This window comes from Streptomyces sp. NPDC048462 (genome assembly GCF_043200175.1).
Taxonomy (GTDB): domain Bacteria; phylum Actinomycetota; class Actinomycetes; order Streptomycetales; family Streptomycetaceae; genus Streptomyces.
In genome coordinates this window covers 1-21,768 of sequence record NZ_JBICXG010000052.1, presented here as the reverse complement: position 1 = coordinate 21,768, position 21,768 = coordinate 1, and the positions used below count along the sequence as shown (strand labels likewise).

The following is a 21,768-nucleotide window of genomic DNA, read 5'->3' as shown; positions in this document are numbered from 1 at the left end:
AGAACCACTACAAGGGCTGCACCCATATCACCAGCCGAAACGCCGAAAGTTGCACTGCCGATCGAACCCCTAACCGAACGGCATTGCCCCTAGGGACTGTCAGGCAGCGGCGGCCGCCGCCACGCAGAACTCGTTGCCCTCCGGGTCCGCCATCATGACGTGGTGGCCGTCGAACACCTCCACGACGGTGCCGCCCGCCCGCACCAGGCGTTCGGACTCCGCCTTGATCCGGGCCCAGCGCTCTTCGGGCGTCGTGCCGTGCCCCGGCACGCGGACGTCCATGTGGAGGCGGTTCTTCGCCGTCTTGGGCTCGGGGACCTTGAGGATGGCCAGGCGGGGGCCGTTGCCGTCGGGGTCGCAGAGCCACGCGCCGTCGTCCACGGAGTCGTCGTCCGGCAGGTCGAAGGAGGCGTGCCACTGCTCCCGCGTCTCGAAGGGGGCGGGCGGCGGCTCGTCGACGTAGCCGAGAGCCGTCCTCCAGAAGGCCGCGAGCACCTGCGCGTCCGCGGCGTCCAGCGTCAGATCGATTTTGGCTGCCATGGCTGGGACCGTACTGCGCGCCTCTGACAACGGGCCGGTCCGGACGCGGTGCCGGGCCCGGAGGACTGCTGCGACGCTGGCGGACACGGGGCCCGAGCAGCGACGCGGCACGGCACGGCTCGTACGCACCTCAACTGCAGCTGAGAGCAACGCGCATAGGGCTCGGCAACCCGCCCAGCGGCGAGCGGTCGCACGGGGTCTCGCTAGCGGTGGGCGCCGCCGCTAGACTCGCCCCGCATCGAGCTTGTGTCTGATTGTCGCATTGGCTGGGATGGCGCCGATGGCGTCATTTTTAGGGGGGAATGGAATGCACCGTCGAAGAGGGCTGCTCACTTGTGCGTCGGTGGCGGGGGTACTCGTGCTCACGGGATGCGGCGGCGGGGGCGAGGACAGCGGGTCCGGTGACACGAAGCCCGCTTCCGCAACGAGTGATTCCGCCGGCGGGACAAGCGCGTCCCCGGCGAGCAAGGACGCGACGAGCCGCACGATCGGCAAGTCGGTCTACTACGCGGGCTTCGAGCTCACGGTCAAGACGATGAAGTACACCCCGGCCAAGGAACCCGCTTCGGCTCAGGTGTCGTTGGACATGCTGTTCGCCAACCAGGGGCCGCAGCCGATGCCGGCACTGGGCGAGATGGACCTGGGCTCGGGCGACCACCACTACCCGGTCTCCACCGGCGTCGACCTGCCGACCGTGCCGGGGAAGGCCCAGAGCGTGACGAAGCTCGTCTTCGATGTCGATGAGGACTTCTCGGCGGACAACGCCGTGCTGACGGTCGGCGACGCGGGCCACGTGCAGAGCGTGCTCCCCCTGGGCGGTTCCGGAACGGCGGTGACCAACGAGCCCCGTTCGGTTGATGTCACGACGTCGGTGACGGCCGGACCGCTCAAGATCCAGATCACCGATGCCCAGCTGCGCGCCGACCTGCCGAAGACGTACAGCCAGGCCGAGAGCGGGAAGCAGGAGTTGCTGCTGACCTTCGACGCGACGGCACTGTCCGGCGCGAAGGCGCTCGACTACCCGGTCATCACCGGCTACGACGACTTCACCCTGACCGAGCCGAACGGCAACAGCATCGAGGCCTACGGTACGAACGACACCTACGGCGACGCTCCGACGGTCAACGTCGACAAGGGCGAGGTGCAGCACGGCGGGCTGGCCGTGTTCACGATCGACAAGCCGAGCGAGGAAGGCGCCGTCTACAAGCTGACGGTCAAGCACATGCTCGGCGACAGCAAGACCCCGACCGGCACCGGAACGTTCACCCTGTCCTGACCGCGAGCACGGCGGGCCCTGGGCGGACCCCAGGCTGGTCCTGCCCGGCTCGGGCCGGGCGGGCCCCAGCCTGGGGCACTTCTCATAGCCGGTGGCGCCGGCTACTTCTTGAAGCCGTAGTCCATCAGCTTCTTCGCGTCCGAGGTCCTGGTGGACTCGGACGTGGCCGTCAGGACCGTGCCGATGACGGTCTTGCCCTTGCGGGTGGCGGCGAAGACCAGGCAGTACTTGGCCGACGGGCCGGAGCCCGTCTTCACACCGATCGCGCCGCTGTACGTACCCAGCAGCTTGTTGGTGTTGGTCCACGACATGTAGCGGTAGCCACCGCTCTTGGTCGTGACCTTCTGCTTGGTCGACTTGGTCTTGACGACGCTGCGGAAGGTGGAGTACTTCATCGCGCTGCTCGCGAGCTTCGTCAGATCGCGCGGGGTCGAGTAGTTGGACCCGTTCCCTATGCCGTCGAACGAGTCGAAGTGGGTGTTCTTCAGCCCGAGCGTCTTCGCCGTGCTGTTCATCTTGCCGATGAACGACTTCACCCGGGCGGCGCGCGTGGAGCCCGAGCCGAACTTGTCGGCCAAGGCGTACGCGGCGTCGCAGCCGGACGGCAGCATCAGTCCGTACATGAGCTGGCGGACCGTGACCTTGTCGCCCACGATGAGGCGTGCCGAGGACGCGCCCTTGGAGACGATGTAGTCGCTGTACGCCTTCTGGATCGTGACCTTGGAATCCAGGTTGAGGCCCTTCTGGGCCAGCACTACCCTGGCGGTCATGATCTTCGTGGTCGAGCCGGTGGAACGGCGGGTGTCCGCGGCCTTGGAGAAGAGGGTCTTCCCGGTGCCGTTGTTCATCACGAAGCCGCCCTTGGCGACGATCGTCGGCGGCTTCGGCGCTGCGGCCTGGGCCTGGGAGGCGAACGCGCCTCCCGCGACGACGGCACCTGCGGTGAGGGCCACTGCGGCGGATACGGATACGCGCCTTATGCCCTTAATGCCGAGTTTCAAGTTGAACGCTCCAAATGCCCCTGGAATGCGGCCACATGAGGGTGCCGCGCGTTGTGAGACGTATGGGAGGGATACATGGTTGTAGTGAGTTGAGGGTGAAGTTCCGTGTCCGGGGTTGTCTGAGGCGTATGTGACCGCCGCGGGCGGTTCTCCGGCCTCCGGTGTCACGATGCGGCCTGCTCCCGGCGCGCGAGTGCTTCCGATGCCCGGTCCAGTCGTCTCAACGAGCGGCGCGTGGTGTGCGGCTGCGCCAGCTGAAGCGCTGCGGCGGCCAGTGCGACCAGGGCGCTCAGGGGTGACCCGTCCAGGAACTGGAACACCGCGCTCATGATGAACAGCGTGGCAGCGGCCCGGTAGAACCAGCGGTAGCGCGCCAGTCTTTCCGTGCTCTGTCGCTGCCGGGTGATTAAGCGGCCCATCGCCGCCCGCTCCTGCGGGTCGGACGGGATGTCCGCGCGCTGAATGCGTCGGGCGAGCGGACGAAGCCGCTTCGCCGGAACGCCCACCTTCCGCGCCGCCGACCGGTTGATCCGCACCACCAGGGCCACCACAGCGCCGACGATCACCAGCAGTGCGGCCACGAGCGGCACGGGATGATCCACCAGGTCCGAACTCACACCCACCCCGATCGCGCCCCCTGCCGTGCCGAGCGCAAGGAGGTAGAGCGCGGCCACGGCCATCGTGCGGTCGCGCCGCTCCGGCTCCTCGTTGCGGGTCTCCGTCATCGCCTGTCTCCTGGGGTCGGTGGGGTGCGCCGTCGGCGCCCCGGGCCCTTCGTGTACCCGGGATGGGCGGGGAAGTGCAGGCGGTGTGGGGCGGGTGGGCTCTCGCGGTCCAGGATCCGGACGCGTGACCCACCGCATGCATGTTGTATCTATGCTGTGCGCATGCCTGCCCCAGCCTCTTCGCCCGTCCGCCCGCCCGTGAAGCAGCCACCCGCCGCCGAGCGCGTCTACACCCACATCAAGGACGCCGTCCTGGACCGCCGTTACGAGGGCGGGACGCTGCTGACCGAGGGCGACCTCGCGGAGGCCGTGGGGGTGTCCCGCACGCCCGTGCGCGAGGCGCTGCTGCGGCTGGAGGTCGAGGGGCTGATCAAGCTCTACCCGAAGAAGGGCGCCCTCGTGCTCGCCGTCTCCGCGCAGGAGATCGCGGACGTGGTGGAGACCCGGCTGCTCGTCGAGGAGTTCGCCGTGCGCCGGGCCGTGCCCGCCTCGGCGAAGCTGATCGCCCGGCTGGAGCAGCTCCTGGAGGAGCAGCGGCAGATGTCGGAGGCGGGTGACCTGGCGGCCGTCTCCGTGAAGGACCGCTGCTTCCACGCCGAGATCGTCCGCCACGCGGGCAACGAGATCCTGTCCCGCCTCTACGACCAGCTCCGCGACCGGCAGCTGCGGATGGGCGTCGCCGTCATGGAGGCCCACCCCGGCAGGATCGCCGCCAACATCACCGAGCACGGTGAGCTGCTGGAGGCGATCAGGGCCGGTGACGCGGACGGTGCGGCACAGGTCGTGCGCCGTCACGTGAGCCGGGTCAAGGTGCTGGTCAGGGGGGAGGACCGGTGAGCTCCGCCGCCTCGCCCACCCTGTCCCTGCCCGGTGATCCGCCCGGCGGCCGGCGTGCCGCCAGGATCTGGGGCATCGGGGTCGCCGTCTACTTCGTCGCCATCATCTTCCGCACCAGCCTGGGCGTCGCCGGGCTCGACGCCGCCGACCGGTTCGACGTCAACGCCTCGGCGCTCTCCACCTTCTCCATCCTCCAACTGCTCGTCTACGCGGGCATGCAGATACCCGTGGGCCTGATGGTGGACCGGCTGGGCACCAAGAAGGTGCTCGCCATCGGCGCCGTCCTGTTCACCCTTGGGCAGCTCGGCTTCGCGCTCTCCCCCTCGTACGGTGCCGCGCTGGCCTCCCGAGCCCTGCTGGGCTGCGGCGACGCGATGACGTTCATCAGCGTGCTGCGACTGGGTACGCGCTGGTTCCCGGCCCGGCGCGGCCCGATGATCGGGCAGGTCGCCGCGCTGTTCGGGATGGCGGGCAACCTCGTCTCGACGCTGGTGATCGCCCGTTCCCTGCACGGCCTGGGCTGGACCACCACCTTCGTCGGCAGTTCGCTGGCCGGGGTCGTGGTGCTGGTCCTGCTGCTGCTCTTCCTGAAGGACCACCCCGAGGGCCACGAGCCGCCGCCCGCCGAGCACGCCGGAGCGGCGTACGTGCGGCGGCAGATCGCCGCCGCCTGGCGGGAACCCGGCACCCGGCTCGGAATGTGGGTGCACTTCACCACGCAGTTCCCGGCCATGGTGTTCCTGCTGCTGTGGGGCATGCCGTTCCTGGTCGAGGCGCAGGGGCTGAGCCGGGGGACCGCGGGGGAGCTGCTGACCCTGGTGGTGCTCTCCAACATGGCCGTCGGGCTCGTCTACGGGCAGGTGATCGCCCGTCACCACGCGGCCCGCATCCCGCTCGCGCTGGGGACCGTCGCGATGACGGCTCTGCTGTGGGCCTCGGCGATCCTGCACCCCGGGGACCACGCTCCGATGTGGCTGCTCGTCACGCTGTGCGTGGTGCTCGGCGCCTGCGGGCCCGCCTCGATGATCGGCTTCGACTTCGCCCGGCCGGCCAACCCGCCGGAGCGCCAGGGCACCGCTTCGGGCATCGTCAACATGGGCGGCTTCGTGGCCTCGATGACCACGCTGTTCGCCGTGGGTGTGCTGCTGGACGCGACCGGCGACAACTACCGCGTCGCCTTCGCCTCGGTCTTCGTCCTGGAGGCGCTCGGGGTCACGCAGATCCTGCGGCTGCGGGCCAGGGCGGCGCACCGGGAGCGCGAGCACCATGTGATCAGCCGGGTGGAGGCCGTGCACGTACCCGCGTGAGCCCGTGCCTGCGGGCCTGCGTGCCTGGGCAAACGGCGGCGCGCCCGTCCCCTCGTGGGGATGGGCGCGCCGATTGCCGTGAGTACCGGGCGTCCTGACTACGGGGTGACGGCGAAGTTCCGCAGGATGGCGGTGGCCAGCTCCTGGTCGCCCTCGGTCTTGATGCCGTCCGCGACCGCGCTCGCCCGCACCCGGCCACAGGCCAGCCGTACGTACGTCTCCCAGTCCATCGCCAGCGTCACCGCCGGACCCAGCGACGGCGCACCGTCCACCGAACCGCGCCCCTCCGCGTCGACCCGGACGGTCCGCAGGAACTCCACCGGGCCGTGCACATCCAGCACCACGGCCGAGTTGGGCGGTGCGCCCGCGTCCTTCGCGACCACCTTCGGCAGCGCGGCCAGCAGCGTGTCCCGGACGATCGCGGCACCGGGGGAGTCCAGGTTGCCGGGCTTCCCCAGCGTCGTCCGCAGATCCTGCTCATGCACCCAGACGTCGAAGGCGCGCATCCGCAGCGCCAGTTCGAGGGTCTGCTCGGCGCCGAGCGGCGCCCGCGTCATGGTCTCCGGGTCACGGGTCTCGTTGCGCAGCTGACGGGACCGGCGGATGATCGTGTACTCCAGCTCGGAGGTCATCTCCGGTGCGGTGTGGTGACGCCGCACATCGACCTGCATCTCCATGTAGCGGGCGAAGTCGCTCTGCACATGGTAGAGATCGCGCGGCAGGGTGTGGATGGGGCGCGGGTCGCCGAGCTGCTCGCACTCCATGCCGATGATGTGCGACACGATGTCGCGCACCGACCAGTTGGGACATGGAGTACGGCCGTTCCACTCCCCCTCGGCGAGCGGGCTCACCAGCTCGGCTATCGACTCGATGGAGTGGGTCCAGGCATCGGCGTAGGTCTGGAGGCTGGGATGGACGGTCACGGGACCCCTCGGGCGGTTCTGCGGTGCATGGGCTGGAGAACTGGGCGCGGACGGCGGGCTGCGGGCTGCGATGAGGTTCGGTCGGTCCAAGTTACGCTGCGAGCAGGCACCCCGGCAGTGCTTTCGTGTGACGATCGTAGGCCCGTGTTGACGGCTCATATGCCAGGACGGTGGTAGTGTGCGCGCCTCTCTCATCCAGATCGCAGTAGACCCGGACGAATCCGTCGACGCGCGCAGAGCGCGGGCGGCTTCGCTGATCGCGGCCCAGCGCGGCGCGGATCTGGTGGTCCTGCCCGAGCTCTGGCCGGTCGGAGCCTTCGCCTACACGGAGTTCGAGAGCGAGGCCGAACCACTGCTCGGCCCCACCCACGAGGCGATGTCCGGGGCCGCCGCCGACGCCGGGGTCTGGCTGTACGCCGGCTCCTTCGTCGAGCGGGCCGACGACGGCACCCTCTACAACACCACGCTCGTCTTCAGCCCCGAGGGCGAGCGGGCAGCCGTGTACCGCAAGATCCACCGCTTCGGCTTCGACAAGGGCGAGGCGGTCATGATGGGCGCCGGCGACGAGCTGGTCACGCTCGCCCTGCCGCAGACCACGATCGGCCTCGCCACCTGCTACGACCTGCGCTTCCCGGAGATGTTCCGGGGGCTGGTCGACGCGGGCGCCGAGACCCTGGTCGTCGCGGCGGGCTGGCCCGAGCGCCGCCGTTCCCACTGGACGCTGCTCGCCCAGGCGCGGGCCGTCGAGAACCAGGCCTACGTGCTGGCCGTCGGCTGCGCCGGTACCCACGCCGGGGTCCCGCAGGCCGGGCACAGCATCGTCGTCGACCCCTGGGGCGAGGTGCTCGCGGAGGCCGGCGCGGACGAGGAGGTGCTCAGCGTGGAGTTCGACCCGTCCCGGGTCGCCGCCACCCGGGACCAGTTCCCGGCCCTCAAGGACCGCCGGCTGGGACTCGCGCCGCCGACAGTGCTCGGATAGCCGGGGACCCTTTTCGGGCCGGTGCCTGTTTCACGTGAAACAGGCACCGGCCCGAAAAGGGCTTTGCGGCTCAGTCCTCGTGCTCCTTCTCCGCGAGCACGATGACGCACACCGCCACCGCGATCAGCAGAGCCGTGTCGGCGTCCTCCCGTACGACGTCGATCCCGTAGGTGTCCCGGACGGTCAGCCAGCGGCGCGAGATCTGGGCCAGCAGCTCACCGTCGTAGTCCACCGCGAACTCGCGGTCCAGGATCTTGCCGCTGACGTCGAGCTCGGTGCCGTCCACCAGCGTCACCCGGTAGTGGTTGCGCAGCAGCGACAGCCGCTTCCGCTTGACCTTGGCCAGCTGCTCGCCGTCCCGCTCGATGAGCATCGTGTCGCGCAGGCTGATCAGCTTCTGCTTGATCTCGACGACGATCCGGCCCTGCGCGTCCTTCAGCTCGAAGGTGTCGCGCACCCGCATGGCCTTGCCGTCGACGAGGAAGACCTTGTGGCCGTCCGCGTCCTCGATCCAGTAGTCGTCACCGATGCCGAACAGGCGCTCACGTACGAGAAGTCTCATGGCTCACAGGTTCCCCGAGGTACCTGTGGAATGCGTGGACGCCACGGTGATGTTGGCTGTTCACATGGCAACACGTGTGCGCGTCAGGGCCCCGGAACTGATCTGCAAGGGCGGCTGGCTCAATACGGGCGACCAGCAGTATGCCCTCGCTGACCTTCGAGGACGCATTGTGGTCTTGGATTTCTGGACGTCCTGAACGATTGTGGAACTCCAGATACGGTGCCGACTCTGTAGGACCTCGCGTTCTACGGTGCCTTCAGTCACCTATGACGGGGGGAAAGACATGGGTCAGGCAGGGGCGGTGTCGGCCCAGCGGATTGCCGAGCGCAGAAGGGGTGTTGGTGACCCGCGGGCGTTGGTGGGTGGGGTGCGGTGGATCGAGGACGGGGTGATGTTCTTTCCGCCGGTCGCCGGGATCGTTCCGGACGCGGTCGCCGTCGATACCGGTGAAGCGGATACGGAGGCGCGCCGGTGCGTGGTGACGGGGCGGATCTGCGTCTGGACAAGGAGTCGGCCACCAAGTTCACCAAGGGCCTGAACGCCGGCCAGGACATGGGTCAGACCTGGAAGGACGCCGGCGCCGCACCGTGCTGACCGAGCTACGGCGGCCGGGCAGTCCGACACCTCTCCCGCAAGGCAGACACCTGGCACTACACCTGGAACACGGAGAGCCGCCTCACCTCCGTCACCACCCCCGACGGAACCCGCTGGCGCTACCGCTACGACCCCCTCGGCCGGCGCACCGCGAAACAACGCCTCACGGCCGGCGGAGAGGTCGCCGAGGAGACCAGGTTCACCTGGGACGGCTCGACGCTGTGTGGGCAGACCACCCACCACCCGGACGCCCCGAACGCGGTCACCCTCACCTGGGACCGCCGCGGCCGGGCCCCCCTCGCCCAGACCGAACGCATCCTCACCGACGACGACCGCCAGACCGAGATCGACCGCCGATTCTTCGCCATCGCCACCAACCTCATCGGCACCCCCACCGAACTCATCGACGAGTCCGGCGACATCGCCTGGCGCTCCCGCTCCACCCTCTGGGGCACCACCGCCTGGTCCCGCAACAGCGGCACCTACACCCCCCTCCGCTTCCCCGGCCAGTACTACGACCCCGAAACCGGCCTTCACTACAACGAAGCCTTGGGGTACCGAGCCGAAGATTTTCCGGGTGGACCTCATGGCCCCTATATGGATGGAAGGCGTATTTCGCTAAGGAGCGTCAACTCGCAGACATATATGCCCGGCATTATGGTGAAGGTGTTATGGAGGTCAAGATTCCTCTGGAGGAGTGCAATCTTCGCTTCGGGCAATATGAGCGCCCCTATGAAGGCGGGCCTTTGGCCGAGATTGAGATCCCGAACACCGTTGTGGAGGATCTGAATCAGTAATACAGAAAATGGCACAAGCGGTTATGGAAGACGAATGGGAAAATGCAAAGCTCCAGCATCCGGTCGGCAGTAAGACTCGCGGAGTGGTCCGTATCCGCCGCCCGTTCGGTGTGTTCATCGAGCTCGACGGCGCTCCCGAAGTGATCGGATTCCTGGACATTGCCTCGTACAACCCCAATCCGCCGGTGCTCGACCTGCCTGGGGTCGGAGCAAGAGTCTCTGCCGAAGTGGCGTTCCACGACGAACGAAAGAGGCAAATCAGAGTTCGAGTGGGTGAACCGTTCTGGAATGATTCGAGACCGGATGGGGAGGAGCCTCTTCCACCCTGATCGGGTGGCGAGTTCGAGGGGGTTCTTGATCGGCGCTGCTGCTCTCCGAGTCGGGTGAGAAAGCGGCAGTCATGGGATGAGGAGGGGGCCCGGAAGCGGGCCTTCGAGGACCGTCGGCGTATTCCCGTCTCCGAGTCCCTACGGGTGGGGTCCCCGCGCCGCAGCAGGGGGCGGGGCCGGGCGCGCGCAGGGAAGAGCGCCGGTAGTGGCACCCTTGGACGCATGAGCAAGCGAGCCCGCGTCCGCGCCCCTGAGCTGCAAGGACGGTCCTGGATCAACACCGGCGGCAAGGAGCTGTCCCTCGCGGACTTCCGAGGTCGCACACTGGTGCTGGATTTCTGGACGTTCTGCTGTGTGAACTGCCTGCATGTCCTCGACGAGCTGCGCGAGCTGGAGGAGAAGCACCGCGACACCGTGGTGATCATCGGCGTGCACTCGCCGAAGTTCGTCCACGAGGCGGAGCACCAGGCCGTGGTCGACGCCGTCGAGCGGTACGAGGTGCACCACCCGGTGCTCGACGACCCCGAGCTGGCGACCTGGAAGCAGTACGCCGTACGCGCCTGGCCGACGCTCGTCGTCATCGACCCCGAGGGCTATGTCGTCGCCCAGCACGCGGGCGAGGGCCACGCCCACGCCATCGAGAAGCTGGTCGAGGAGCTGGAGGCCGAGCACGCCGCGAAGGGCACCCTGCGGCGCGGCGACGGCCCGTACGTGGCGCCCGAGCCGGTGGCGACCCATCTGCGGTTCCCCGGCAAGGCGCTGCTGCTGGACGACGGTGGCTTCCTGGTCTCCGACACCACCCGCCACCGGCTGGTCGAGCTGGAGGCGGACGGCGAGACCGTCCGGCGCCACTTCGGTACCGGCGACCGGGGCTTCACCGACGGCGGGCCCAAGGAGGTCCGGTTCAGCGAGCCGCAGGGGCTGGCGGTGCTGCCCGACGGGCGGATCGCCGTCGCGGACACCGTGAACCACGCGATCCGCGCGCTCGACCTCGTGACCGGAGCGACGACCACCCTCGTCGGCACCGGCCGCCAGTGGTGGCAGGGGGCGCCCACCAGCGGCGCCGGCCGCGAGGTGGACCTCTCCTCGCCGTGGGACGTCGCCTGGTTCGACGGCAGGCTCTGGATCGCCATGGCGGGCGTGCACCAGCTGTGGACGTACGACGCCGAGGACGGCACCGTGCGGGTCGCGGCCGGGACGACGAACGAGGGGCTGGTCGACGGTCCGGGAGCGGAGGCCTGGTTCGCCCAGCCGTCCGGGCTCGCCGCCACCGCAGAGCGGCTCTGGGTCGCGGACTCGGAGACGTCCTCACTGCGCTACGTCGACCTGGAGGGCGCCGTGCACACCGCCGTCGGCACCGGGCTCTTCGACTTCGGCCACCGCGACGGGGCCGCTGACCAGGCGCTGTTCCAGCACCCGCTGGGCGTCACCGCGCTGCCCGACGGATCGGTCGCCGTCTGCGACACGTACAACCACGCCCTGCGCCGCTACGACCCGGCGAGCGGTGAGGTCAGCACGCTCGCCACGGATCTGCGCGAGCCCAGCGACGCCGTGCTGGTGGACGGCGATCTCGTGGTCGTCGAGTCCGCCCGGCACCGGCTGACCCGGCTGCGGCTGCCCGAGGAGGCGGTACGCGTCACCGACTCCGCGCACCGCACCCAGCGTGCCGCCACCGAGATCGCCCCGGGCACCCTGCGGCTCGACGTCGTCTTCCAGGCGCCCGCCGGTCAGAAGCTGGACACCCGCTACGGGCCCTCGACCCGGCTGCTGGTCTCCTCGACCCCGCCGGAGCTGCTGGCCGGGGGCGACGGCGCGGGCACCGACCTGTTCCGTGACCTGGTCCTCGCGGACGGGATCACCGAAGGCGTCCTGCACGTCTCCGCGATGGCCGCGTCCTGCGACGACGACCCCGCCAACGAGTACCCGGCCTGCCATGTCCACCAGCAGGACTGGGGCGTCCCCGTCCGCGTGGTCGCGGAGGGGACGCCCCGGCTGCCGCTCGTGCTCGCGGGGATGGACGAGCAGGGCTGACAGCCGTACCGGGGGTCGGGGGCGGTCCTGGCCCCGGTGGCGTCCTTGGCGGCGGAGGCCGGCCACGAGGTGTCCGCCGGGCCCTCGGACCTGGTGCCGGTGCCGTTGTCAACGCCGCCGCAGGTGGTGAGCGCCAGGGCGAGTACGACGGTGGCCGTGGCGGCCAGGTCCGGGACGCGGGTCCGGAAGGCGGACATGGGTGGTTCCCCCGTGCGACGGTGAGGCGAGAGCCCGGCGCGGTGGTGAGTCGCGCCCGGCGCGCTGACAGCCATGAGTCTTCCGGGCACCGCTCACGTACCGCTGACGTGCCGCTAACGTCCCGCTGACGCGGTCGGCGCCCTGCCTCCCGCCGGGCTCATCCGTCGTCGCTGAGCCGCCGTACCGCCTGTTCGTACCGCCGTACGTACTCCGCCCCCGAGGCCACCCGCAGCAGCGCCTCCAGCGCCCGCACCGCACCCTCGTCGTACCCCGCGCGCTCCGCCTCGGCCGCCGCCAGGCCCAGCAGCCGGATGCCCTCGTCCTCCGCGCCGAGGGCCAGGTGCGCCTCGCCGCTGACGCTCAGCAGGAGTACGCGGCGCGCGGCCTCCTCGTGCTCGGGGCCCAGGTCGAACGCGGTCCGGGCGCAGTCCAGGGCGTCCTGCGGCCGGCCGGCCACGAGCCGCAGCCGGGCCAGGTGCTGCAGGGCGAGCATCTCGGTGTGCGCGTCGCACTCCTGCCTGGCCAGCGCGACGGCCTGCTCGCAGCCCTCCAGCGCCACGTCCAGACCGCCCTGTTCGGCCTGGACGACCGCCAGGTTGATCAACGCCGTCGCCTCGCCCAGCCGGTCCCCGGCCCGCCGCGCCAGCCCCGGTGAGGGCTCCAGCAGCGCACCGGCCTCGGCGGTCCTGCCCTCTTCCGACAGCACCCAGCCCAGCAGGTTGCGCACCCGCGACTCGGCGTACGGATCGCGTTGCGCGACCGCCGCGTCCAGCGCCAGCCCCAGGGCCGGGGCCCAGCCGTCCCGGGCCCGCCACACCACGTGCGGCCACTGGAGCAGGATGATCCGCCAGGCGCGGTCGTCGAGACCGGCACCGCGGGCGGCGGCGGCCGCCAGGGACAGGTCCTCGCGCTCGGTGGCCAGCCAGCTCATCGCCTCGGCCCGGTCGGTGAAGTCCCGCACGGCGGCCGGCTTGCGGAAGTCCGCCGGCAGGACGAAGCAGGGCTCACCGCCCGGTTCGGCCGTGTCGGCGGCGGCCAGCGCGGTCGCGATGCAGTGGTCGAGCACGCCGAGCAGGGCGTCGGGCCCGGACTCGGGATCGAGCCCCCGGGCGTAGAGGCGCACCAGATCGTGCAGCACCCAGCGCCCCGGGCTCGTCTCGCCGACGAGATGGGCGGCGGCGAGCCGCTCCAGCGCCGCAGCGGCGACGACCGGGTCGCTGCCGGCCAGCGCGGCGGCGGTGTACGGGTCGAAGTGGCTGCCGGGATGGTGGCCGAGCCGGGCGAAGTGGTGGACGGCGTCCGGCGGCAACTGCTGCACGGTCAGCCGCAGCGCCGCGGAGACCCCGGTGTCCTCCACGTCGAGATAGGCCAGCCGGCTGCGCTCGTCGGCCAGTTCGTCGGCGGTCCCGGCAAGCGTCCGGTGCGGGCGGCCCGCCAGCCGGGCGGCCGTGACCCGCAGCGCGAGCGGCAGTCCGCCGCACAGCTCGGCCAGCCGACGGGCCGCCACCGGTTCCGCGAGCACCCGCTCCTCGCCCAGCACCCCCGCGAGCAGCGCGGTGCCGTCCGGGGGTTCGAGCACGTCCAGCGGCACCGGGCGGGCGGCGTCCGAGGCGATGAGGCCGTCCAGGCGGTGCCTGCTGGTGACCAGCGTGACGCAGTCGGCGCCGCCCGGCAGCAGCGGCCTGACCTGCGCCGAGTCCCGGGCGTTGTCCAGGACGACGAGCAGGCTGCGCCGGTCGGTCAGCGAGCGGAAGAGCGCGGCGGCGGCCTGGACGGACTCCGGGACCCGGCGGGGCGCGACACCGAGCGCCAGCAGGAACTCGCGCAGCACCTCCAGCGGTGTCGGCTCCCCCGTGTCGCCGAACCCGCGCAGATCGGCGAAGAGCCGCCCGTCCGGGAACGCGGCCGGGGCACGGCGCGCCCAGTGCAGGGCCAGCGCGGTCTTGCCCACCCCGGCCGGTCCGGTGACCAGGCAGATGGGCGCCTCACCGGCCGCCGCCCGGGAGAGCGCGGCCAGCTCGGCCGCCCGGCCGTGGAAGCCGCGGGGGGCGCGGGGCAGCAGATCGGTGGCATGCGGCTCGCCGCCCCGGGGGCCGCCCGGCGCACCGATGCCCGGCCCCACGACCGGCCCGCCGCCCGTAGGACCGCCGCCCGGTGCCGTACCCGTGCCCGCGGCCCTGGCCGTCGCGGAGTCGGGGCCCGGACGGTGGCCGGTCCGGTCCGGCTCGGGCTGCGGGTCGCCGCGCAGGATCCGGGCGTAGGCGTCCGCCAGTTCGCGGCCGGGGGCGATGCCCAGCTCGTCCGCGAGCAGCCGCCGCGTGCGGTGGAACCAGTCCAGCGCCTCCGACTGGTGGCCCGAACCGTGCAGCGCCGACACCAGGGCCGCCGCCAGCGATTCCCGCATCGGATGGGCCGCCGCCTCGGTCCGCAGCACCGCCGCCGCCCGGTGGTGTTCGCCCAGCACGGCGTAGGCGCGCGCCAGTTGCTCGACCGTTGTCAGCCGGGATTCCTCCAGCGCCTGCGCGGCGGCCTGGAGCGGTGCGCTGGGGTACGTACCGGTGAGGGCAGGGCCCTCCCACAGCGACAGGGCCTCCTTCAGCATCAGCACGCTGTCGGCCGGGCTGCGCTGCTCCCGGGCCAGCATCAGCAGTTCCTCGAAGCGCTGGGAGTCCAGCAGGGTCTCCGGCACCCGCAGCACGTACGCGTCGCCGAGCGTGGTCAGCTCGACCCCGTACGCCTCGGCGTCGGCACCCGTCAGCAGGGCGCGCAGCCGGGACACGTGCCCCTGGATGACCGTGCGGGCGTGCAGCGGCGGGGCGTCGTCCCACAGGCAGCCCGTCAGCCGGCTCACGGAGACGGGGGTGTTGGCGCACAGCAGCAGGGCGGCGAGCAGGCTGCGGCGTTTGGCGGGGCCGAGTGGCAGCGGCCCGGTCAGCGTGTCGACGCAGACCGTGCCGAGCAGCCGGAACTCCACGAGCGGCTCCCCTTCCGGGTGTGACGCGCCCGGTGCCGGGTCACGGACAGGGGCCCAGAATATCCGGCCCCGCCCCTGTGCGGGGAGGGGGTGCGCCCGCCCGGCGGGGCGCACCCGGCCGGGTCACAGGTGGCGTTCGTCCTCGGAGACCACCGTGGTGGTGGGGGGTACGACCATGCGGCGGCGTCGCATGACGCTCGCGTAGACGAAGACGCCGATGATGCCGACGATCATCATGATCCAGCCGACCATGTCGACGTTGACGCTGTCCATCTCCCAGTCGGTCGCGAAGGCGAGAATCGCCCCCGCACCGATGAGAATGATGCATCCACCGAGACCCATGAGTTCCGCCTCCTCGACGCCCCGGAAGCTCCGGGCCGTGTACGGAGCGGGTACCCGGCCCGGCAACGACCATGTCCGTGAAGACGGTTGGCGTTTCGGTCAGCCCGCCAGGAACGAGGCCAGGGCGGTCGCCAGCAGGTGCGGGTCGTCGGCGCCGCACAGCTCACGGGCGCTGTGCATCGACAGGATGGCGACGCCGATGTCGACGGTCTGGATGCCGTGCCGGGCGGCGGTGATCGGGCCGATCGTGGTGCCGCACGGCATCGCGTTGTTGGAGACGAACGTCTGCCACGGCACGTCCGCCTGCTCGCACGCGGCCGCGAACACGGCCCGGCCGCTGCCGTCGGTCGCGTACCGCATGTTCACGTTGGTCTTGAGGATCGGTCCGCCGTTGACGACCGGGTGGTGCGTCGGGTCGTGCCGTTCGGCGTAGTTGGGGTGGATCGCGTGGCCGGTGTCGGAGGAGAGGCAGACGGTGCCGGCGAAGGCGCGGGCCCGGTCCTCGTACGTGCCGCCCCGGGCGAACACCGAGCGCTCCAGGACCGTGCCGAGCAGCGGTCCGTCCGCGCCGGTGTCGGACTGAGAGCCGTTCTCCTCGTGGTCGAAGGCGGCCAGCACCGGGATGTACGGGATCTCCGCGTCGGGCTGTGCGGCGACGGCCGCGAGTGCCGCGGTCGCCGCGTGCACCGAGAGCAGGTTGTCCATCCGGGGCCCGGCCACCAGCTCGCGGTCACGGCCCAGGTAGGACGGCGCCTCGACGGGGTGCGGCATCAGGTCCCAGCCGGTGATGTCCTCGGCGTCGACGCCCGCCTCCTCGGCGACGAACCGGATGAGGTCGCCCTCCGCCACCTCGCCGAGGCCCCAGATCGGCTGCATGTGCTTCTGGCGGTCGAGCTTGAGCCCGTCGGGGTTGGCGCTGCGGTCCAGGTGCACGGCCAGCTGCGGGACGCGCAGCAGCGGCCGGTCGATGTTGACCAGCCGGTGCGTGCCGTCGCGGAGCGAGATGCGGCCGGCGAGACCGAGGTCCCGGTCCAGCCAGGTGTTCAGGAGCGTGCCGCCGTAGACCTCCACGGCGACCTGCCGCCAGCCATGGGCACCCGAGTCGGGCAGCGGCTTCACGCGCAGGTTCGGTGAGTCGGTGTGCGCGCCCGCGATCCGGAACGGGGTGTGCGCCTCGGCGCCCTCGGGCACGTACCAGGCCACGATCGCGCCGCCGCGCAGCACGTACTTCCCGCCGCTGGTCCCGTCCCAGGCCGCCGTCTCCGCGACCTGCCGGAAGCCGGCCTTCTCCAGCCTCGACGCGGCGGTCGCCACGGCGTGGTACGGGGAGGGGCAGTCCATCAGGAAGGCCATCAGGTCGTCGGTGTGCCCGCGGTCGAAGCGGAGGGAAGAACTCATGTTATTCACTCTAACCAGGCATGACGCGAAGATTTCACCGTCGTCCCAGGGTGACTCACCGTCGCTCGCCGGTGACTCGGGACTGTCATCCGGTGACCGCTGCGGACGGCTTCTCGCCGTCCTGCGCCTGCCGGGCCCGGTCCGCGACCATGGCGGCGAGGGCCTTGACCTCCCGGTCGGGTACGGCCGCCTTGCCCTGGGTCCCGGTGCTGATGCCCAGCACGAGGGTGCCGACCCGGAGCTGGGTGATGGTGGCGGGGCCGCCCATGGTGCCCATTCCGGCCCGGTTGGCCTCGCGCTCCGCCCCCGGCTCACCTATCTCGACCGGTTTCGCGCCCACCCCGACCCTGTCCCCGCCGTAGTACGCGTTCAGCGCGTCATAGGCGGCATCGGCCGTCTTCTCGTCCTTGTAGGCGAGGGTCCAGAAGTTCAGCGAGGTCACGTCGGGCTTGCGGACGAACGAGGAGACGCCCCAGAACGTGATCTCCCCGCAGGTGGCCTGCCGCTTCTTCTTGTCGGGCACCTGGCAGACCGGCGGCGGGTACTCGGCCACCGGCTTCTGCGCGTCCGGCTCGGCCACGGTCCGGCCACCTGGAGCCGTCCGGCTGGCGGTGCGGCGAGTCGGGCAGTGCCTCGGCAGTCATGGTTCCTCCCATGGACGGGATTCTCGGACCTGCAGTCAGCGTACCCAGCCCATACGACAGCACCGCCACCCGAACGAATTCCGGGTGGCGGCACGTGTTGACGAAGCGAGGGAGGCGGAAGTCCTAGAACGCGGCCTCGTCCAGCTCCATCAGGGAGTTGTCGACGGCCTCGGCGAGCGCGCGCTCGGCGCCGACGCCCGGCAGGATGTTCGCGGCGAAGAACTTCGCGGCGGCGATCTTGCCCCGGTAGAAGGCGACGTCCTTCGCGGAGGCGGTCGGCAGCTTCTCGGCGGCCACGGCCGCGCCCTTGAGCAGCAGGTAGCCGACGACGACGTCGCCGGAGGCCAGCAGCAGGCGGGTGGTGTTCAGGCCCACCTTGTAGATGTTCTTCACGTCCTCGCCGGTCGCGGTGAGGTCGGTGATCATCGTGCCGACGATCGCCTCCAGGTCCACGGCGGCCTTGGCGAGCGAGTCCAGCGCGCCGGACAGCTCCTCGTTGCCCTGGGCGCCCGCGAGGAACTTCTTGATCTCCTCGGAGAGCGTGTTGAGCGAGGCGCCCTGGTCGCGGACGATCTTCCGGAAGAAGAAGTCCTGGCCCTGGATCGCCGTCGTGCCCTCGTACAGCGTGTCGATCTTGGCGTCACGGATGTACTGCTCGATCGGGTACTCCTGGAGGTACCCGGAGCCGCCGAACGTCTGGAGCGACTGCGCCAGCTGCTCGTACGACTTCTCCGAGCCGTAGCCCTTCACGATCGGGAGCAGCAGGTCGTTGAGGCCGTGCAGCGCCTTCGCGTCCTCGCCCGCGGCCTCCTTCTCCTGGATCGCGTCCTGGACGGAGGCGGTGTAGAGCACGAGGGAGCGCATGCCCTCGGCGTACGCCTTCTGCGTCATGAGCGAGCGGCGCACGTCGGGGTGGTGCGTGATGGTGACCTTGGGGGCCGTCTTGTCCATGAACTGCGACAGGTCGGTGCCCTGGACGCGCTCCTTGGCGTACTCCAGCGCGTTCAGGTAACCGGTCGAGAGCGCGGCGATGGCCTTCGTGCCGACCATCATGCGGGCGAACTCGATGATGCGGAACATCTGGCGGATGCCGTCGTGCTTGTCACCGATCAGCCAGCCCTTGGCGGGGTGCTGGTCGCCGAACGTCATCTCGCAGGTGTTGGACGCCTTGAGGCCCATCTTGTGCTCGACGTTCGTCGCGTACACGCCGTTGCGCTCGGCCAGTTCGCCGGTGGTCCAGTCGAAGTGGAACTTCGGGACCATGAAGAGCGAGAGGCCCTTGGTGCCCGGTCCCGCGCCCTCGGGGCGGGCCAGTACGTAGTGGATGATGTTCTCGGACATGTCGTGCTCGCCCGAGGTGATGAAGCGCTTCACACCCTCGATGTGCCAGGAGCCGTCCTCCTGCTCGACGGCCTTCGTGCGGCCGGCGCCGACGTCGGAGCCGGCGTCCGGCTCGGTCAGCACCATCGTCGAGCCCCACTGCCTCTCGACGGCGATCTCGGCGATCTTCTTCTGCGCGTCGTTGCCCTCGTCGAAGAGGATGCCGGCGAAGGCCGGGCCGGAGGAGTACATCCACACGGCCGGGTTGGCGCCGAGCAGCAGCTCCGCGTAGCCCCAGATCAGGGAGCGCGGGGAGGTCGTGCCGCCGATCTCCTCGGGAACGCCCAGGCGCCAGTACTCGGAGTCCATGAAGGCCTGGTAGGACTTCTTGAAGGTGTCCGGGACCGGTGCGGTGTTGGTCTCGGGGTCGAAGACCGGGGGGTTGCGGTCGGCGTCGGCGTAGGAGTCGGCGAGCTCGTTCTCCGCGAGGCGGGCGACCTCGTCGAGGATGCTCTTCGCGGTCTCGACGTCCATCTCCGCGAACGGTCCGGTGCCGTACAGCTTGTCGCGCCCGAGGACCTCGAAGAGGTTGAACTCGATGTCGCGGAGATTCGACTTGTAGTGCCCCATGGGAAGGCTCCGTAATCAATAGCAGTGGCGCGCAGCGCCCCGTGGAGGGGTGGCCCGGACTTATCAGCTGACCCCTACGATGATGCTACCCGTCAGTAATAAGACGCAACCCCTCAAGGTGCAGATGTGTCCGATTACTCTTTGCCTCATGTACGGCTACGACCAGAATCAGGGCGCACAGCAGCCGATGGGTGGCGGCTACGGCGAGCAGCCGCTGTATCCCGAACCCTCGCCGCCCTCGCTGGGCGACGCGGTACGGGCCTTCACGACCGGCTCGCTGGCCGCCGAGGACTTCCAGCAGATCTTCGCGACGTCGAAGGTCTACTGCCCGCGCGGTGACAACCCGGGCTTCCTCGCGCTCCACAACACCCAGCAGCCGGTCATCCCGATGTTCACCACGCTCAAGGAGCTGCGGCTCTACGCGGGCAAGGAGTCCAAGTACTTCGTGATCACCGGTGCCGAGGTGATCGACCTGCTGCCCACCGGCTACGGCTTCGTCCTGGACATGGAGGGCGAGCACCGCATGGTCTTCGACGCCAAGGCCGTGGAGCAGATGGTCGACTTCGCGATGCGCCGGATGTACGGCTGAGAGCTAGGGCCTCTCGTTCGCGGCGGGCAGGCCGCGGGCGCGCAGCACCCGGCGCTGTACCGGTCCGAAGACACCCGTCTCGACCACCATCCCGACGGCCAGGATCATCAGGGCGGCGGCCAGTACCGGGCTCAGGCGGCCGCTGCGCCGTCCGGCGTCGAGCACCTGGCCGAGGCCGGGCAACGGGGTGGACGCCATGAGCTCCGCCGTCATCAGGGCCCGCCAGCCGAACGCCCAGCCCTGCCGGAGCGCGGCCACCACACCGGGCAGGGCGGCCGGAAGCAGGACGTGGCGCACCCCGGCCGCTCCCGTCGCCCCCATGGCCCGGCCCGCCCGCACCAGGAGCGGTGGCACCTGGTCCAGCGCGGTGAGGACCCCGGTCGCCACCGAGGGAACGGCGCCCAGGAGCACCACCAGGTAGACCGCGGCCTGCGAGGTGCCGAGGCAGATCACGGCGATGGGCACCAGGACCGCCGCCGGAAGTGACTGGAAGGCACTCAGCGTGGGGGCGAGAGGCCCCCGGATGAACCCGAACCGGTGCAGCAGCAGGCCGAGGGGCACACCCACCGCCGCGGACGCCGCGAACCCCGCGAGGCAGCGGCCCAGGCTGTGCAGCAGCCCGGGGCCGAGCGTCCCCGCGGACCAGGCGTCGGACAGATCGCGCAGGACCGTGGCCGGTGCGGGCAGCACCGGCGACAGTCCGAGCAGGTGAACCAGCTGCCAGACACCCACCACCAGCAGGACCGCGGAGCAGCCGGGCCAGGTGCGGGCCACGACGCGCCTCACCGGTGCTCCGGTGAGGACTCGGCGGAAGTCCCCGCCGGGCAGCGCGTCCGCCGGGCGGGCCGCGCTGTCAACAGCGTGCACGGCGGTCGGCCTCCTCGCTGAGCCGGGCCGTGATCTCGTCGACGAGACGGGCGGCGTCCGGGGCGTCGGCGTCCGGTGACCGGCGTCCGACGGACCACTCGGCCACCACCCGGCCGGGCCCCGACCCCATCAGCACCACACGGTCCCCCAGCGCCACCGCCTCCCTGACGTCATGGGTCACGAAGAGCACCGTCGCCCCCCGTTCCGCACAGACGCGGACGAGCTCGCCGTGCAGCGCCCCCCGGGTCGCGGTGTCGAGTGCCGCGAACGGCTCGTCCATCAGCAGGACGTCCGCGCCCTGTGCCAGGGCACGGGCCAGGGCGACCCGCTGGCGCATGCCGCCGGACAGCTCGTGCACCCGCTGCCCGTAGCTCTCGGGGAGGCCCATCAGGGTGAGGAGGCTCCGGGCCCGGTCGCGGCGGGAGGCCGGGGAGGCACCGGCGAGGCGGAGCGCCAGTTCGACGTTCCCGCCCGCCGTGAGCCACGGGAACAGGGCGTGGTCCTGGAACATCACGGCGGGACCTCCGCCCGTGACGGAGATCCTCCCCGCGCTCGCCGTATCCAGCCCGGCGACCAGGTGGAGCAGGGTCGACTTGCCCGAACCGGAGGCACCGACGAGGCACACGAACTCGCCCTTCGCGAGACGCAGATCGACATCCTCCAGCACGACGCGACGGGCCGCACCCGTTCCGTACCGCTTCGTGACGCCGCGGACCTCGACGGCCGTGGTGTGCGCCGTCATCTCAGAAGTCCCAGCCCTCGTCGTCGGCTTCGGGCGCGTCGGTGGCCGCGGCGGCGAAGGAGGCGCCTGCCATGCCGGCCGACAGGGTGGTGCCGTCCGCCGGGTCGATCAGCAGGAAGGAACCGGTGCGGCGGGAGTCGGCGTACGCGTCGAGCGCGAGCGG

At 70.8% G+C, this 21,768-nt stretch carries 20 protein-coding genes and 1 pseudogene; 9 read left to right on the top strand and 12 right to left on the bottom strand.

Annotated elements, in window-relative coordinates; all coding sequences use genetic code 11:
• Positions 1 to 99 precede the first annotated feature (99 nt).
• Positions 100 to 540 (bottom strand): VOC family protein, encoded by a 441-nt coding sequence (locus tag ACGFU6_RS38690; RefSeq protein WP_393617258.1) that lies wholly within the window; start codon positions 538 to 540, stop codon positions 100 to 102.
• Positions 541 to 847: 307 nt separating this feature from the next.
• Here ACGFU6_RS38690 and ACGFU6_RS38685 point away from each other — a divergent pair, with 307 nt between their 5' ends.
• Positions 848 to 1,816 (top strand): hypothetical protein, encoded by a 969-nt coding sequence (locus tag ACGFU6_RS38685; RefSeq protein ID WP_393617256.1) that lies wholly within the window; start codon positions 848 to 850, stop codon positions 1,814 to 1,816.
• A 101-nt stretch (positions 1,817 to 1,917) separates the two neighbouring features.
• On the opposite strand, the gene ACGFU6_RS38680 is transcribed toward ACGFU6_RS38685, so the two are convergent.
• Complete coding sequence (locus tag ACGFU6_RS38680) at positions 1,918 to 2,817, bottom strand: D-alanyl-D-alanine carboxypeptidase family protein (protein ID WP_393617255.1); 900 nt, start codon at positions 2,815 to 2,817, stop codon at positions 1,918 to 1,920.
• A 164-nt stretch (positions 2,818 to 2,981) separates the two neighbouring features.
• Complete coding sequence (locus tag ACGFU6_RS38675; protein ID WP_393617254.1) at positions 2,982 to 3,542, bottom strand: hypothetical protein; 561 nt, start codon at positions 3,540 to 3,542, stop codon at positions 2,982 to 2,984.
• A 162-nt stretch (positions 3,543 to 3,704) separates the two neighbouring features.
• On the opposite strand from ACGFU6_RS38675, the gene ACGFU6_RS38670 reads away from it, so the two are divergent.
• Together ACGFU6_RS38670 and ACGFU6_RS38665 are read left to right on the top strand one after the other, a co-directional pair.
• Positions 3,705 to 4,379, top strand: a complete 675-nt coding sequence (locus ACGFU6_RS38670; RefSeq protein WP_393617253.1) for a GntR family transcriptional regulator — start codon at positions 3,705 to 3,707, stop codon at positions 4,377 to 4,379.
• The gene (locus ACGFU6_RS38665) at positions 4,376 to 5,686 is read left to right on the top strand and encodes a nitrate/nitrite transporter (RefSeq protein ID WP_393617251.1); all 1,311 of its coding nucleotides are present in this window, start codon (positions 4,376 to 4,378) and stop codon (positions 5,684 to 5,686) included. The genes ACGFU6_RS38670 and ACGFU6_RS38665 overlap by 4 nt, the downstream gene beginning before the upstream one ends.
• Positions 5,687 to 5,784: 98 nt before the next feature.
• On the opposite strand, the gene ACGFU6_RS38660 is transcribed toward ACGFU6_RS38665, so the two are convergent.
• A complete protein-coding gene (locus ACGFU6_RS38660; protein ID WP_393617250.1) occupies positions 5,785 to 6,609 on the bottom strand; it encodes a maleylpyruvate isomerase family mycothiol-dependent enzyme in 825 nt (274 codons plus the stop codon).
• A gap of 178 nt (positions 6,610 to 6,787) precedes the next feature.
• Here ACGFU6_RS38660 and ACGFU6_RS38655 point away from each other — a divergent pair, with 178 nt between their 5' ends.
• Positions 6,788 to 7,588, top strand: coding sequence for a carbon-nitrogen family hydrolase (locus ACGFU6_RS38655; RefSeq protein WP_393617248.1), 801 nt, complete (start codon positions 6,788 to 6,790; stop codon positions 7,586 to 7,588).
• Positions 7,589 to 7,658: 70 nt separating this feature from the next.
• On the opposite strand, the gene ACGFU6_RS38650 is transcribed toward ACGFU6_RS38655, so the two are convergent.
• The gene (locus ACGFU6_RS38650) at positions 7,659 to 8,150 is read right to left on the bottom strand and encodes an LURP-one-related/scramblase family protein (RefSeq protein ID WP_393617247.1); all 492 of its coding nucleotides are present in this window, start codon (positions 8,148 to 8,150) and stop codon (positions 7,659 to 7,661) included.
• Positions 8,151 to 8,621: 471 nt separating this feature from the next.
• Between ACGFU6_RS38650 and ACGFU6_RS38645 the strand changes: the two genes are divergently transcribed.
• The 4 genes and pseudogenes from ACGFU6_RS38645 (at position 8,622) to ACGFU6_RS38630 (ending at position 11,901) form a co-directional block, all read left to right on the top strand.
• The gene (locus ACGFU6_RS38645; protein WP_393617246.1) at positions 8,622 to 8,744 is read left to right on the top strand and encodes a hypothetical protein; all 123 of its coding nucleotides are present in this window, start codon (positions 8,622 to 8,624) and stop codon (positions 8,742 to 8,744) included.
• 15 nt (positions 8,745 to 8,759) lie between these two features.
• A pseudogene (locus ACGFU6_RS38640) lies at positions 8,760 to 9,311 on the top strand (RHS domain-containing protein); the annotation flags it as partial.
• 238 nt (positions 9,312 to 9,549) lie between these two features.
• Positions 9,550 to 9,870 (top strand): hypothetical protein, encoded by a 321-nt coding sequence (locus ACGFU6_RS38635; RefSeq protein ID WP_393617244.1) that lies wholly within the window; start codon positions 9,550 to 9,552, stop codon positions 9,868 to 9,870.
• A gap of 222 nt (positions 9,871 to 10,092) precedes the next feature.
• Positions 10,093 to 11,901: an NHL domain-containing thioredoxin family protein gene (locus ACGFU6_RS38630; protein ID WP_393617243.1), complete on the top strand. Its 1,809-nt coding sequence runs from the start codon at positions 10,093 to 10,095 to the stop codon at positions 11,899 to 11,901.
• Positions 11,902 to 12,256: 355 nt separating this feature from the next.
• Here ACGFU6_RS38630 and ACGFU6_RS38625 read toward each other — a convergent pair whose 3' ends face one another.
• The 5 genes from ACGFU6_RS38625 to ACGFU6_RS38605 form a co-directional block, all read right to left on the bottom strand.
• Positions 12,257 to 15,073, bottom strand: coding sequence for a BTAD domain-containing putative transcriptional regulator (locus ACGFU6_RS38625; protein WP_393617241.1), 2,817 nt, complete (start codon positions 15,071 to 15,073; stop codon positions 12,257 to 12,259).
• A gap of 123 nt (positions 15,074 to 15,196) precedes the next feature.
• Entirely contained in the window at positions 15,197 to 15,415 is a 219-nt protein-coding gene (locus tag ACGFU6_RS38620; RefSeq protein WP_393617240.1) for a DUF6458 family protein, read from the bottom strand.
• Positions 15,416 to 15,514: 99 nt separating this feature from the next.
• Positions 15,515 to 16,813, bottom strand: a complete 1,299-nt coding sequence (locus ACGFU6_RS38615; protein WP_393617239.1) for a M18 family aminopeptidase — start codon at positions 16,811 to 16,813, stop codon at positions 15,515 to 15,517.
• An 85-nt stretch (positions 16,814 to 16,898) separates the two neighbouring features.
• Positions 16,899 to 17,393: a hypothetical protein gene (locus ACGFU6_RS38610; RefSeq protein WP_393617237.1), complete on the bottom strand. Its 495-nt coding sequence runs from the start codon at positions 17,391 to 17,393 to the stop codon at positions 16,899 to 16,901.
• 187 nt (positions 17,394 to 17,580) lie between these two features.
• The gene (locus tag ACGFU6_RS38605; RefSeq protein WP_393617235.1) at positions 17,581 to 19,407 is read right to left on the bottom strand and encodes an acyl-CoA dehydrogenase; all 1,827 of its coding nucleotides are present in this window, start codon (positions 19,405 to 19,407) and stop codon (positions 17,581 to 17,583) included.
• A gap of 148 nt (positions 19,408 to 19,555) precedes the next feature.
• Between ACGFU6_RS38605 and ACGFU6_RS38600 the strand changes: the two genes are divergently transcribed.
• Positions 19,556 to 19,996 (top strand): SseB family protein, encoded by a 441-nt coding sequence (locus ACGFU6_RS38600; RefSeq protein ID WP_018522179.1) that lies wholly within the window; start codon positions 19,556 to 19,558, stop codon positions 19,994 to 19,996.
• 3 nt (positions 19,997 to 19,999) lie between these two features.
• On the opposite strand, the gene ACGFU6_RS38595 is transcribed toward ACGFU6_RS38600, so the two are convergent.
• Together ACGFU6_RS38595 and ACGFU6_RS38590 are read right to left on the bottom strand one after the other, a co-directional pair.
• A complete protein-coding gene (locus tag ACGFU6_RS38595; RefSeq protein ID WP_393617233.1) occupies positions 20,000 to 20,863 on the bottom strand; it encodes an ABC transporter permease in 864 nt (287 codons plus the stop codon).
• Positions 20,850 to 21,605 (bottom strand): ABC transporter ATP-binding protein, encoded by a 756-nt coding sequence (locus ACGFU6_RS38590; protein ID WP_393617231.1) that lies wholly within the window; start codon positions 21,603 to 21,605, stop codon positions 20,850 to 20,852. The genes ACGFU6_RS38595 and ACGFU6_RS38590 overlap by 14 nt, the downstream gene beginning before the upstream one ends.
• Positions 21,606 to 21,768: the final 163 nt, after the last annotated feature.